8 protein-coding genes are annotated in these 14,391 nt (G+C 40.5%); 5 read left to right on the top strand and 3 right to left on the bottom strand.

The window, feature by feature from the left end; genetic code table 11:
- Nucleotides 1-177: 177 nt before the first annotated feature.
- Genes dptF through dptH form a run of 3 tightly spaced genes read left to right on the top strand, consistent with a single transcriptional unit; the run spans nucleotide 178 to nucleotide 9,053 of the window.
- On the top strand, nucleotides 178-2,502 hold the full coding sequence (gene dptF, locus KNO94_RS08820) for a DNA phosphorothioation-dependent restriction protein DptF (protein WP_214778967.1): 2,325 nt from the start codon (nucleotides 178-180) through the stop codon (nucleotides 2,500-2,502).
- Between the two features lies 1 nt (nucleotide 2,503).
- Nucleotides 2,504-3,895, top strand: coding sequence for a DNA phosphorothioation-dependent restriction protein DptG (gene dptG, locus KNO94_RS08815; RefSeq protein ID WP_214778965.1), 1,392 nt, complete (start codon nucleotides 2,504-2,506; stop codon nucleotides 3,893-3,895).
- Nucleotides 3,876-9,053 (top strand): DNA phosphorothioation-dependent restriction protein DptH, encoded by a 5,178-nt coding sequence (dptH, locus tag KNO94_RS08810; protein ID WP_214778963.1) that lies wholly within the window; start codon nucleotides 3,876-3,878, stop codon nucleotides 9,051-9,053. Before dptG ends, dptH begins: the two co-directional genes overlap by 20 nt.
- 80 nt (nucleotides 9,054-9,133) lie before the next feature.
- Here dptH and KNO94_RS08805 read toward each other — a convergent pair whose 3' ends face one another.
- From KNO94_RS08805 to KNO94_RS08795, 3 genes are all read right to left on the bottom strand, one after another.
- The gene (locus KNO94_RS08805) at nucleotides 9,134-9,379 is read right to left on the bottom strand and encodes a 3-ketosteroid-delta-1-dehydrogenase (protein WP_244150748.1); all 246 of its coding nucleotides are present in this window, start codon (nucleotides 9,377-9,379) and stop codon (nucleotides 9,134-9,136) included.
- A 28-nt stretch (nucleotides 9,380-9,407) separates the two neighbouring features.
- Nucleotides 9,408-9,608 carry a hypothetical protein gene (locus KNO94_RS08800; protein ID WP_214778960.1) on the bottom strand — a complete coding sequence of 67 codons (201 nt, stop codon included), beginning with the start codon at nucleotides 9,606-9,608 and terminating at the stop codon, nucleotides 9,408-9,410.
- A gap of 86 nt (nucleotides 9,609-9,694) precedes the next feature.
- On the bottom strand, nucleotides 9,695-10,267 hold the full coding sequence (locus tag KNO94_RS08795) for a class I SAM-dependent methyltransferase (protein ID WP_214778958.1): 573 nt from the start codon (nucleotides 10,265-10,267) through the stop codon (nucleotides 9,695-9,697).
- Nucleotides 10,268-10,460: 193 nt separating this feature from the next.
- Between KNO94_RS08795 and KNO94_RS08790 the strand changes: the two genes are divergently transcribed.
- Together KNO94_RS08790 and KNO94_RS08785 are read left to right on the top strand one after the other, a co-directional pair.
- Nucleotides 10,461-11,153, top strand: coding sequence for an ABC transporter ATP-binding protein (locus tag KNO94_RS08790; protein ID WP_214778956.1), 693 nt, complete (start codon nucleotides 10,461-10,463; stop codon nucleotides 11,151-11,153).
- Nucleotides 11,146-14,370, top strand: coding sequence for an ABC transporter permease (locus KNO94_RS08785; protein WP_214778954.1), 3,225 nt, complete (start codon nucleotides 11,146-11,148; stop codon nucleotides 14,368-14,370). The genes KNO94_RS08790 and KNO94_RS08785 overlap by 8 nt, the downstream gene beginning before the upstream one ends.
- Nucleotides 14,371-14,391 lie beyond the last annotated feature (21 nt).

Here is a 14,391-nt window from a genome sequence, read left to right as displayed (position 1 = left end):
CTCCTCTCAATCATCTATTTACATTTTAGTAAATGCATAGGTATAAATCACTCTAAGAATAATACCCAATACTTTTTTAGTTATGGTCCCCATTAAATGATCAGAATCGATGATTATGATTCTATATTTTGTTACAATGTTTGTAAAATATCATGTTGTGTAGGAAGGAAATTAACAATGAATACCCATAAGAATTGGTCATTTTTAGTTACAAATCTAGTACCGGATGAAGATACCAAATTCACTTACGATGAATTTAGTAAGTGGATGACTGATTCACCCACAGAGGCCATGGTTTACTTAGATGGTATTTTTCAATCGTTAACTTTGAAGCGAATGTATATGTTAGCTAAAAAAACCGGGCGTCCCGCTCTCTCGGAACGATACTTTGCTCGACATGTTATCAAACACGGTTGGCAAAAACTTAAAGTTGAACTGAACGCTTCTATGAAAGAATTGAAGTGGGCCCACCGTTACATAGAAATAAGTGATTTATATACGAAACGTAACTTATTGAAAACAGAGACAATGGAGGCATTCGAAAAATTAATTGCACTAACAGAAGTATTTCTACAAGAATCTCAAGAGTCCTTTGATGACTCTTTCAATGAGAATATGACTGATACTATCGTTGAAACTTCAGATGTATTCATGATGCCCCCTAATTCTCTATACGAATCCGATAGTGCACAAAGACAGCAAACTTCTGAGGAATTTTATATAAAAAATGATTTTTCAGCAAAAAATGAAGAAGAGGAAATGAATGAAGAAATCGAAATGGATGAGTCGGTTCATGAACATATTGATGAACCATCCCAACCATCAACTGAATTGGAAACTAGTATTTTATTAGAACGTTTACGAATGCTCCAGTCATCTTCTAAAGAGTCAGTCGTTAACGCTGACAGCTTTGGTTTGTTTCGAGAGTATATGCACATCAATCGTCCGATTCAAAACTCTCTTCTTGAAACATTAGAAAAAATTAATGCGGAATCAACTCCTCAACTGATTTTATTGAGCGGTAGTGTTGGGGACGGGAAAAGTCATTTGCTCGCTTATGTAAAAGAAAAATATCCGGACTTGGTCACTAACGTTAGAATTCATAACGATTCAACCGAGTCATTTGATCCATCTAAGAGTTCAATCGAAACTTTAGATAATGTCATGTCATCTTTCTACAGACAAGACTCAAATACAAAACATCTATTGATTGCCATCAACCTAGGTGTACTACACAATTTCTATAGTTTTGCCGAGTCTGAAAACCGATATGACTCACTCAGAAAGTTTATCGATGCATCAGACATTTTTGGACATGGAGAGCATATCGTCTACTCTTTAGATTCTATCCATCTCTTGAATATCGCAGGTTTTCAAACATATAGTGTTGGTGAAGAAGGGGCCCACTCTTTCTTTTTCACTAGCATTCTCGAGAAAATCGTTTCTGAATCAAATGAAAACCCGTTTTATACTGCATATCTAGAAGATACAAATCATGGTCATCGCTCTATTGTGCATGACAACTATGATTTCTTATCTAATTCATCTGTACGTGAATCTGTTGTCAATGTAATCATTCAAGCCATGATAAAAGAAAAACTCATTATTTCTACTCGTGCATTTTACAATTTCATTTTCGATATCTTAGTTCCATCGGACTTAAATCTCGACCGTGAGAGACCGGAAGCAGCATTACCTAATCTGATTTTTGGTCATCCTGATCGCTCTAATATTCTAAGTTCATTACATCAAAATGATCCGATTTCATTCCGTATCCCTTACTTTGATGAATTAATCACTAAGTATGTGCTGTCACAGCATCCTCAAGAAATTGCTAAGAATGAATTAAAAGAGATTGGAGACGTATATAGTTTCATACATCATTCACCAGAAAACGAAAGTAAACTAAATACTTTGGGAACATTTCTAGTGCGTAGCTACTCACTCCTAAATCCAAAAGAAGTCGATCAGTCCTATATGAATTTTTTACAATATGTAAAGGCGTACTACCTTGGTGATGGTGAGAATATCGAATCGTTATTTGAACTCATTCGTAGTGTCATTTATTTATGGAAAGGATCTCCGCGAGAAAATTATCTCTTTATTGACAGCACAAATAATGAATATCGCGTGGCATATCCATTCCAAGCGGAAGAAATCGTAGACCAACGCCTCTTTGATAGTGCTGAAACTAAAGATGACGCTTTTTATCGCTTCAGTCCATTTATACGAATCGGTTTTGACGTAAATGGGAAGGAGATTCTTTTTGATCTTGACTATAAATTGTATAACTTACTGGTGAAAATACAGCATGGATATCGGCCAAATCGTAATGACTTAAGAGATGCTGTGCAGTTTATTGACTTTTATGATGAACTCATCCGATATACAGATAAATCAAAATCAATTCTACTAGTCTCCACTCATGATGGTTCGATGGTGGAATTATCTAAACCAAAGTTCAGCAAATCAAAGTTCGAAGTTAGAAAGGTGAAGCAGTAATATGATAAATACTCAAGATGTAAAAAATTACGAATTAGACTGGAAACTTCTCGAGTCATTTCTGATTCAAAATAAAGGCTATCGTTATTCACGTAGAAAAAATACATTTGTATTACCTTTACCTACACGTGAACCGGAACGAGCAAAGTTCGAAAGCGGCTTCTGGCCAATAACTGGCGGTATCGTGAGATTGTTATCTAATGAACCGCTCATTCCTGAACATCCTAAGTTGGACGAGAATCACATCCTGTCGATTGGAAAATTTGATTCCGAAGAAACGAGTGAATGGTTCAAATATTTTATCAAGAGTCAGCAACGTAAAATCGAAGAAACAGAGATTTCTAGTTTGTCGCAACTTCCTCTACTCACTTTAAGTGAGAAAAAAGAGAGGAATGGTCAAATCGATTTCATTAACTATGTCTATGGCACGTTGATTGAAGGAAATGAAGAATTTCTTTCACCACTGTTTTTAGATGAAAACAATGATGATCTTCTGACACAAATTTTTCGAAGTTCTCGCTCGACGAATAAGTCTACATTCAATAGTCCTTATTCATGTTTGTTCCCACGTTTAAAAGAACAATTTAAAGAAGATTTAATTCATTTATCCACAAATCCAAAATTCTTCTTAGACAATTTAAATCATCTATTCATTCAATATACGTTTATCTTGATGTCCCAGACTGTTCTTCAAACTAATCGATTTACAAAATTTGATAATGACAAACTCATTCCGCTCTATTTTTTAATGGAATGGGAAAAGGCAGCCCGCTGGCGTACAAGTTATACGAACGGCTATCGATTGTTAAAAGAACAGGTGAAGGATTTTTACAAACATGAGCATGCACTGAATATCGTTTCTCAAACACCAGCACTTCAGTCACAAAAAAACTTATATTATCATCATATTGATGAATTACTAACTGCAGCTGGTGAGGATTCAAAGAAAAATTATATTCAATCACTCTATTATTGGATGAATAATTTCTATACGCAGCATAAAGGTATCGAAACCCCACAATACAATGCTGACAGCACGTTAGATGAAGCCTTTAGAGACTTAGCCGAAGCAATCTCAATTGGATTGAATAAAGAGTTAAAGTCTCGATATCCTGCCGCACTTGACGTCTTTCTATTAAAATTCTATAGAAAACATGGTGGTTCACTTGGCTCATTACTTGCCGTAAATCAAGAACAATTATTGACTCTTATAGCTTGCTCAATTAAACAGGACAAGATTGAATTGAATAGGCTTTGGAGTGAACTTGAATTAAGAGGACTATTCTTTGATCATCACTCAAAAGAAGAAATTGTTGGGCTATTGGATAAACTAAACTATTTGGAAAAGAAAAGTGATAGCGGGGATGCACAGTATGTCAAATCAATTTTATGAATTTATCACACAACAATTATTACAATTCTTTAAACATGAGATTCAACAAAATAGAACAGATCGTTATTACGTCTATCTTCCGACAAAACAAGATGTAAAAGAAATGTATGATGCACTTTCAGGTTTAAGCGTTTCTGAAACCTTCACATATAAACATCCATTCGGAAAAGAAAATTATGTTACCAATTCACTTAACTTTTCTACAGGAAAATTAGTAATAGCAAGTTCGCTTGATACAGATATTGATTATCTCGTTACTCTGAGAAATGAAATGAGTGAACAAAGCGGGCAATGGTCGAATACTTCCTTAATGATTCTGACTGATAATTTAAATGACTCTATCCGGGGTGGAAGTATCGACTTGACTTCTGAAGGTCGTCCATTGCACATTAGCAAAATCATTCAACATTTAGATCAACAATTGGCAAGTAGTGATTTATCGAAATCTGAACAAATGATTATCGCCGATTATTTAAAACGTCGTAATCAACAAAAACAGATTACGAATGGTTCATTTCTAGATTTCATCGATATTTTAGGTCTTTTACACAAAGATACGCTTGATTCGGATGACTATACCTCATTACAGTACTTTCAAGATGGCGACCTAAGTTCGCTTATTCGTGAACGAGATGAAAAAAATGTTGGGTCAGCTTCATGGAAAAAGATAAACCGACAAATCGAGAATCGCTTATCAGAAAATCACGAATTATTCGAAGATGTTGTACGTTACTTCACGTTAGGAAACACTCGTGAAAAACTAGAAGAGCGATTTGATAACGGGGCCACAAAATTAAAAGAGGATACTTGGCAACAAGCTGATTACACTGTATTGAAAGAATGGGAAGAGAAAGCAAAATCAAATCGAGATATTCAATTCATATCCGAAAAAATGATTGCAAAAACAGACGGCTCTAAATTATCAACTTCACATTTTTGGAAACGCCCACAGTCTGAAACTAAATCAGGTCAAAGAACTTGGCACATCATCGTCTTTTCTACACAAGAAGCAGACACAGTTCAAATCCATCTTCCTTTTGACCGTTTTACGTCGAAGCAATTTTTGGACAATAAAAGTGCAAAATCAACCGTAAGTTCTGGACATTCTCTTATTACTACGATTGAAAACAATTCTACCCAAGTTACTTTCTCACGGGTACGCTACAAACATGAAGGTCAGACTTCCACTACTTATTTATTTAATATTGCAGTTGTTCCACTGTCGCCTGAGTTTTTAAATCCGTATCAATCACGATATTTGATTGATACGACACCTAAAAATCAACAAGCGATTCGCTTAATACTTGATGGCCATCATTTAGTTGAACTCGGGGACGGTTCGGGACAAATAAATGATGTTGTTGTTGGTTCATCAGAAGCGATTAAGATTGGACATAATGATGTCATCACTCTTCCTTTGAATGCTCTTGATGAAGGAGAATCTCGCGTTCGATTCTCTGTAATGATTGATGAAGTTGAGGTCCCACTAGCTATTAAAGACGAGATGTTAAAAACTACTCCTTTAGATGGTGTTAGTATTTGGACTAGAAAGAGAAAAGATGAAACATCGTTTTTAATCGACTCAGATTACAAAACCATCCATAATGGTCAACGCACTTACTCTACCAAATCAATAGACCGAAACTTCTTTAAAATGGAACAAGATTGGTTAGATGAGCATGTACGGTATGCAAAGCAACTTTCCGATGATACTTTCGAGAGCATACCTTTAGAGTTACCAAGCGCCGTAGAAACGAGTTATGATTTATTTTTAAACACGGTTAAGAGTAAGGGAACAATCCCTTCACTCATGTATTACGATGACCAAGTACAGTCAGCTGCCTTTGATTTTATAAACAACTACCTGTCTGAAATTGAAAAAATTAAAGCTCAGTCTTTAATGACTGTACAACAACGAAACCTATACCGTTTAGGACAAATGGAGACGATTGACGGTTTATTATTAACTCCATTCTCACCGTTGAACATTGCTTATCAATGGCAAGTGAACTCGAATTTAGGTTCTGAAGATATCGATTCGAATATTTTAAAAAAATTAAAAGCGAGCTATACATTGCCTTATGCGTTTAATGTACATGAAATGCTGCTGAAGCCAACGGATTATTCTCCATTACCTGAATGGCATGAATACGTGATTAGAGAAAAAGTAAGCATAGGTGAAACAAACTCTTACTTAGCAAAAGTTGTAGAAGAGAAAATGACCCACTTCACTGATCATTATGACTATTTATTCTCAATACAAAATTCGGCTCCGCTCTGTATCAATGTTATCAATATCACAAATGATGAAGAAATTTTAAAAGGAGTTATTTCTTGGTTCAAAAATCAAATTTCTTCGAAAGGTGTTCTCGAAAACATCAAACCACTTGAGGTGTCTCTATATCTACCAAACGCTTCTGGGTTAAGTGCTTTTGATACATTAAACGAGATAGAGACTGCTGAACAATTAAAAGAGGAATTCGGTATCGACTTATCTATTGATGACTTCGAAATAGATGATGTTTTACATGTTCTTCAACAGTCTATCCTTTATCGAAAGTTAGACTTAGAGGAATCAATCCTCTATTCTCATATTTCATTTTATAAAATGGGAAATGAATCGAGAATCGTTACACAACCGATGCGTGATTTATCAAATAGCATGAACTTAGACGGTTTATTCACTACCGTATCATCGGTTCAAAGTGATGATACCGGATACCGCGTTGGATTCGGTACAAAAGGAGCCGACATTAACAGAAGTCTTATGACAAAATTCGGCTCACTTTATAATGAACTTACAGCCAACATGAAAGACGGTGGACACAGTTCTTATATGAAAGATGTTTCATTGACAATGCACATCGATGTTGCTGATAAAGACGAACTCGAAAAAATTTATAGCGCCTCACATTGGGTAACGTTTATTGATCCACCTGTCGGATTAGATTTCTTTAAATCGTCTTCAGACAATTTAATCATTGTACATTACAGCGACCAATACTCATCAACAAATGGATATGATGCCATCACTGTAACTGACAAATCAAAACAATATTTTAATGTGATTGAGGAATTTGTTAACTCTCAGGGTGTGACATCCACACAAGAACAGACAGAAGAAACAATTCGTGCTTTCAACACGTTTAACGGAGAATGGTTACTTCGAGCTGTCCAAGGAAGAGGATACGATAAACGAGAAAAGATGAGTATTGTTTCAGCAATTAAAGAAACACTATTGCTTTTTAATGAAAAAAACACGATTTGGGTACCAATTTCTATGGAAGAAGTCGTGCGTGTTACAGGCAATGTGAAACTTAGTAAACGTGCTGGTCTATTTTCAGGAAAGACAATTGGTCGAAAAGGAAATTGCAGCGATGATTTATTGATGATTGGACTAGAAATAGATCAAACACAATTAAAGGTACATTTATTCCCGGTCGAAGTTAAAATTGGAATAAATGACAACAGCGTCATCTCAAAAGGTATTTCACAAATCACAGAATTGAAAGCTCGACTAAATGACCATCTACTCGATTTAACTACTTTTGACGCTAAATTCTTACGAAATTATTTCGTTAGACTCTTCATCAACAATGCAAAAAAAATGCAAGAAAATGAAATTTGGCCTAGTAAAGATTTTCGTTTAAGTGCAGAGCTAATTGATCGGTTGATGAACGATGATTTTATAATCGTTGATGAAAAAAAAGCAAAATTCGGAAATGGTGTTCTTGTCTCATTTAAAAAGCATTCAGAGTCTGTACGTCACTCCAGAAGTCAAGGTGTCGTAATACTAGAGTTACCTGAACAACACGGTTATGAAGCACTTACTCAGTCTTTAGATTCACTTGAATCTTCCAAAAAGGAAAAATCTTTAGCTCCAACTTTCAAAAATGAAGCCTTTGCTTCACCTGCTGATTCGACAGAACAACAAAAATCAACAGATGAACTAGAGGACAGAAGGAACTTACCTGAAGACGAAAATCATACTGTTGTTGAACCTGATTTAAAGATTGCCCCACTCACTCAGCCTGACCTTGAACTTGTAACTCCAAACGTTGTTAGTCTAGAACAGGTTAGATTGCATCTAGGTAGTGAATTGAATCAAGACTATTATTGGGAATACGGGCATCCACGACTATCCAATCGACATCTCCTAATCGGTGGTCGATCAGGTCAAGGAAAAACCTATTTTGTACAGTCTCTTCTATTGCAGTTGGTCGAACAAAATCAATCCGCATTGGTAATTGATTATTCGAATAGTTACACACTAAGCCAGCTCGATGAAACATTTGTAAATCGAATGGGCGAAAAATTGACAGAACGCATTGTGTATCATGAATCTTTCCCTTTAAACCCTTTTAAACGGAGAGAAAAAGAAATAAGTGGTCGGAAAGAGCCTGAAAAAATTGTTGAAGTTGCTAGAAGAGTAGCTGCAGTTTTCGCCTCTGTATATAGAGGTTTAGGCGATCAACAGAAAAATGCGATTTATATGGCAACTAAAAATGGTATTGAAAAATACGGAGAAGACATGCGAATGGAACTTCTCATTGAAGAACTCGAAAATCTAGAAACATCATCAAAATCAACAATCCAATCTGTCATTAGTCGACTAACCCAGATGGTTGACATGGATCCGTTTGACTATGAATCGGATAATGACTGGAGTAAAATTTTTGAGAGTAACGGGGTTACCGTTATTCAACTTGAAGGATATGACCAAGACGAGATTAAAAAATTGCTGGCAGAGTTTATCCTTTGGGACCTATGGTACTACTCACTATCAGGATCTAAAGATAAGCCGATGCCTGTTATTTTAGATGAGGCACAAAACTTATCTTTCCGTGATGATTCTCCGTCGGCAAAAATTCTTCGAGAAGGTCGCAAATTTGGCTGGTCAGCTTGGTTCGCCACACAATCATTTAGTAACTTCGACAAAGAAGAACTTGCCATTTTAGACAATGCGGGTACTAAAATCTACTTCGCGCCTGCCGATAGCGAATTAAAAGTAATTGCAAATCGCATTGGTACCATATCTTTAGATGATTTGCGCAGTTTGAAAAAAGCTCACTGTCTCGCTGTTGGACAATTCAAAATTAGTGATGCGGAATTGAGTAATCAAGAATTTCATCATGTTCAAGTTCCACCAATGAAATGAAAAAACACGCGTCAAATTTTTGGCGCGTGTTTTTTCATTTTTTGATTTAAGTACTATTTTAATTATACGTATGCAGAATTTTATTTTTTCCCTTTATATTCTGAAGAATTGAAATCATGACCAAAAGCTTCCTTCCACAAATCATACGTCTTAAATAATTCTCTTTCACCATTTTTGCAGAGATGAACATAAGTAAAGTTATAAGGATTTCCTTTTGCTACTCTTACGTAGCCATTTTTCTTAGATATAATTTTTCCTGATAATGAAATGAAGTATAAATCTTCAAATCCTTTTGCTCGAACACTCCTAGTCAGTTCATTTTCCAAAATACAACCTCCTCCATCAATAGTATATTTAGTCTACTTCAAACGCCTTCACATACGCCACATGATCCAACATCACAATCAACTCGTCCTCAAACTGTACGAATCCATCACCCGCATGTCGAAACGCTTGAAAAATCGACTCCAACGCCTCATATCGTGTATCTGCCTCAACCATATACGTCAGCACTTCTTCATTGACCAAATGGAACTCAATCTCGAATGTTTTCATCGCGTTCACTCCCTTTCGCTCGACCCTTATTTATTTATCTATTCCCTTTTTAGTAATCAATTGTACAATTCTTTGTTCCTTCAACCTCACTCCGGTTTGATGGCATCAATGATTAAAGAAGGGAAAACAAGCTCATCTCCTTGATTTCGAGGATCATACTTCTTGGACCGAAAGATGACGCCATCCTCTCCATCCCAATCCTGTTGATGGAATTTTCCATTCTCATCGCAGTATTCAAGTAATTTCACTTCATAGCCAGCTGTTTCAAACAGACTGATGATGGATTGATATGTATGGACAATCTTGTGACTCGCCGCCGGATGATTTTTCGGACCAGGTCCACCGACTTGTACAATCTGTCGATACGACTCATCTGGAAAATATCCATCTGGTACCGCACAGCGAATATACCCTAAAGGCTTTAAATAGTGATGGCACAGCTTCGCTGCGGCCACTCCTTCTTCATACGTAAGATGTTCCCATACATGTTCGGCTAAAATTGCATTGATTGAATGTATAGCAAAACGGTTTTGCCAAGAAGATTCGTCCAATACATCTAATTCTTCTTCTTGAGTATGAATCCAACCTGGATTGTTATTGTACTCCCCCGCCCCAATCACAAGTTTGATTTCATCCGACTCTCGATTCGAAGATTCCACATGCTCCGCTCCTTTTTTACCATTCCTATGTACGCTTACTATTCCGTATATCTATTCGTTACTCCTTTGAAACCAAGATAAAAATTTATCCAGCTATCTAAAGGAAAGTTTTTCCTCTAATCTAAAATAGTCAGAATATTACGTCCTCTTACATATTTTCACTACATATTAGTCAAAGGAGATAATTTATGGTATGGCTTATCACTTCACATGCGAACACTTAACAAAACGCTTTGATACGGGTGACGTAAAAACAGTCGCCTTACGAGACATCAATCTCCGCTTTGAGCACGGAGATTTCATCTCCATCATCGGACCATCCGGATCTGGGAAATCGACGCTCCTCAGTCTGATCGGTACACTCGACCGTCCGACAGAAGGCACGTTGCTCTTCAACGACGAACCGATCTCGACGCTCTCTGCAAAACAACTCGCGGACTTCCGTTTCGAGAACATCGGCTTCATCTTCCAACAGTTCCATCTCATCCCGACACTGACGGCGCTTGAGAACGTCATGTCCCCGCTCTTCGGACGAAAAGTCGATTACGACGTACACGAACGTGCGCTCGAACTGTTGAAAGAGGTCGGTCTTGCTGACAAGGTCGATTCGTTACCATCCCAATTGTCTGGCGGTCAGCAACAACGTGTCGCCGTCGCCCGCGCCTTGATTCATCGTCCGAAATGGCTCCTCGCCGATGAGCCGACGGGGAACCTCGATACACATACGGGTGACGTCATTTTTGACCTCTTGATCCGCTTGAATCGTGAGAACGGATGTGGCGTCCTCTTCGTCACCCATGACCCGGAACTCGCCGACCGGGCCAACCGAAAAATCGAGATGCGCGACGGGCAGGTCGTCGCCATGAGCGACGTCCATCATGCTTAAGTTCATTTGGAACTCGTGGTGGCGGAATAAGGAACGATTCATCCTGCTCATGGTCGGGATGCTCATCGTCAGTACCGGGCTCAGCTACCTTCTCGGCGTGACCCAGGCGAATAACGGGACGGTCGTCAACGAGCTGCAAAAGCGTTGGGACTCGTCTTATCACATCGTCGTGCGTCCGAAAGGCAGCCGAAGCGTGACGGAAGATTTGAACTTGCTCGAGCCGAACTATATGAGCGGACTCGAAGGCGGGATCACACGCGAACAGTACGAGACGATTCAACAGATTGCCGACATCGATGTCGCGGCACCGATCGCGATGATTGGATCGACTTATTCGAGCTCGTTCACGCAAACGCACACGTTTGATAAAGCAGGTCTCTATCGCCTCAAGATGAACACACTCATCGATACGGGCATTGAAAAGATCAATGACTTCCAAGATTTGAAAGCTTACTTTTGGGTCGGCTGGATGCCAAACGGTGATTCCACTCACATCGGCATCGGCCCGACCGCCCTATATGAAGAATTCCCACTTAGTTACGGAAGCGATGTCATGCTCGCGGGGATCGACCCGGTCGCCGAAGCGAAACTCGTCGGGTTAGACGATGCCGTACAAGCGACAGCGTTCAGTCGTTACTTCAATGAAGAGGATGTCCCAGAACCTTACGATGAAGACATCACGACAATCCCGATTTTGATGAGTACAAAAGACTACGTCGATGCCTCGATCAACTACACCATCGAAGAAGTCGATGCCGATACGAGCGACCAAGAAGCCTTTATCAAAACCTATCTCGAGAAAGGGAAAGGGGAGTATCTAGATAGCTTGAAAGGCACGAAAGTCGCCTCATACGACTTTACAGCCCAACAAATGCACGACAATATCACAAAGCACATTTTAGAAGGAACACCACAGCCCCAAGACCCTCGTGTCACGGTTGACTACACTTGGCTTTCCGAGAAGGCGTCACCTCTTGTCTATGAAGGCGTGACGAGCCCGTTCCCGAAACGTTGGCCGTATTCATATCAAATCAAACCGTTCCTCGCTGAGGGTCAAGTGAAGTATGGTCAAGAAAGCATGTATCGTAAGTCCAATTTATACGCAGAAGACCTCAACGATGTACCGAAAGTAAAATATAACTACATCGGCTTATTCGACCCATCGAAACTGAAGTTGTCAAAAGATCCGTTGACGGAACTCCCGATGGAGACGTATTTCCCGGCAAGCGCCGAATGGGTCATGAACTCGAAAGACGAGCCGGTCAACCCACCGACGACCGTCAAACCGACGAATAACCCATATAGCTTCTTGACGAAGCCACCTTCAATGTTGACGACACTCGACGCGGCGTTCGCCATCGCCGGTGACAAGGCCATCTCGGCCATTCGCGTCAACGTGAAAGGCGTGGAAGTCTTGAACGAAGAAAGTGAGGCGAAGCTCCAAGCAGTCGCCAAGGAGATTGAAGACAAGACCGGTCTCATCACCGACGTCACGCTCGGTTCGTCTCCACAATACGCCGTCACCTATCTCCCAGGTTTAAAAGGAGAAAGTTCGCTCGGTTGGATTCAGCAGCCATGGATTAAAATCGGGTCGTCGATCACGATTTTCCAAGAAGCGAAACTCGGCTTCTCCGGTGTCGTCGCGAGTGTCATCCTCGTCGCGATGTTGTACGTGTTCAGCTCGAACATCATCATGCTGTACGCGCGGAAGAAAGAGTTCGCCATCCTCTTGTCACTCGGTTGGCGGCCGAGTCAGCTGTCGAAACTGTTATTCTTAGAAGCCACGATTCTCGGGTCGATGGTCGCGCTCATCTCGTGGATGATTCTCGGGACGTTCCTTTGGACGGCGGCCGGCTCGACTTCGATTACCCGTATCTTATTAATTGGACTGGCCGGGCTCTTAATTTACTGGCTCGGGACACTCATCCCGATTCGACTCGTCCGTCGCATCAAGCCATATGAAACGATGCAGTCCGGTGAAGTCTCAAAAGGACGACGTCTCGGCCGCTCGCGCTCAAGCGTCGGCATGAGCTTGAACCAACTCGTGACGTATTGGCCACGGACGTTGTTGTCGATTCTCGCCATCGCCTTACCGACGAGTCTGTTCGGCTTCTTCTTGTTCGTCACGTTCCGCCTCCAAGGCGTCTTGTATACGACGTGGATCGGGGAGTTCGTGGCACTAGAAGTCGGGACGATGCATTACGTCGCCATGGGGGTCGCCTTACTCATTGCGATGTTGACGACGACCGAAATCATGTGGCAAAACGTATCCGAGCGTAAGCCTCAACTCGCCGTCTTGAAAGCGCTCGGTTGGCAGAACACGTCCATCCGTCGTCTCGTCTTGACGGAAGGTGCGTTGACTGGCTTCTTCGCAGGACTACTCGGTGTTACCTTCACCATCATCATCGTTACGATCATGTATCAACAGTTCCCGACGTCAGAGCTACCGTTCTTGTTTGCGACAATCCTCATTCCGGTCGTGACAGGTGTCTTAGGTGCATTGCTTCCTGCTGAGCGTGCGGTTCGCATCACGCCGGCTGAAGCGATCGGTGGTCATGTCGTCAACCAAAAACAAGTCGAGAAACGATTCCGCTTCGTCCTCGGGACGACGGCGACGGCACTCGTCGTTGGGATCATCAGCTTGTTCGTCTTCACATCACCAGAAGTAAAGCCGGTCACGGAAGAGGCGAAATCAACACCAGCCCCGACCGCACAGACGACGGGTACGAAACAGGCTGATTTAAAAGCAGATAAACCGAAAGAAGCAAAAGACACCACACCAAAAGAAGATGACCTTCAAAAAATCATGAACCTCGGAACGTTCCAAACGTTTATCGGGGATCCAAAAATGAAGAAACGTGAGTTTCAAGTTGGACAGCCCGTCTTTGCTTCACCTGATGGGACTGAACCGGAAGCTGGGAAGCGATTCGTCAGTCTACCGCTTACGTTGTATGACAAAGATAAGGGCTATGGTGGGTATGCGGACTATCGTCCGAACGGATTCCGCATGTACACGCCAGATGGGACGGAATACAGCCCCGTCGACATGGTCAACCACAATAAGAAAGCGTTCCAAGGTGGCTTCCGTTACAAGCCAGGCGAGAAATCCGAAATTGATTTAGTCTTCCTCGTTCCAGAGAAAGCGAAGACGCTCGTCTTGTTCGCTTCGAGTGATGCCATGCCGAAGACCTATACCGTCAAAATTGACGTGCCGTAAATGAAACAACGTCGCCCCGAT

It is taken from the genome of Exiguobacterium sp. s22, from assembly GCF_018617455.1.
Classification (GTDB): Bacteria; Bacillota; Bacilli; order Exiguobacteriales; family Exiguobacteriaceae; genus Exiguobacterium.
Note: the sequence above shows the minus strand (reverse complement) of the source record. Positions and strands in the feature narration are given on the sequence as shown.

Coding starts and splice junctions, on each gene's coding strand:
- dptF (WP_214778967.1), top strand. CDS start 178: ATGAATACCCATAAGAATTGGTCATTTTTAGTTACAAATCTAGTACCG.
- dptG (WP_214778965.1), top strand. CDS start 2,504: ATGATAAATACTCAAGATGTAAAAAATTACGAATTAGACTGGAAACTT.
- dptH (WP_214778963.1), top strand. CDS start 3,876: ATGTCAAATCAATTTTATGAATTTATCACACAACAATTATTACAATTC.
- KNO94_RS08800 (WP_214778960.1), bottom strand. CDS start 9,608: ATGAAAACATTCGAGATTGAGTTCCATTTGGTCAATGAAGAAGTGCTG.
- KNO94_RS08790 (WP_214778956.1), top strand. CDS start 10,461: ATGGCTTATCACTTCACATGCGAACACTTAACAAAACGCTTTGATACG.
- KNO94_RS08785 (WP_214778954.1), top strand. CDS start 11,146: ATGCTTAAGTTCATTTGGAACTCGTGGTGGCGGAATAAGGAACGATTC.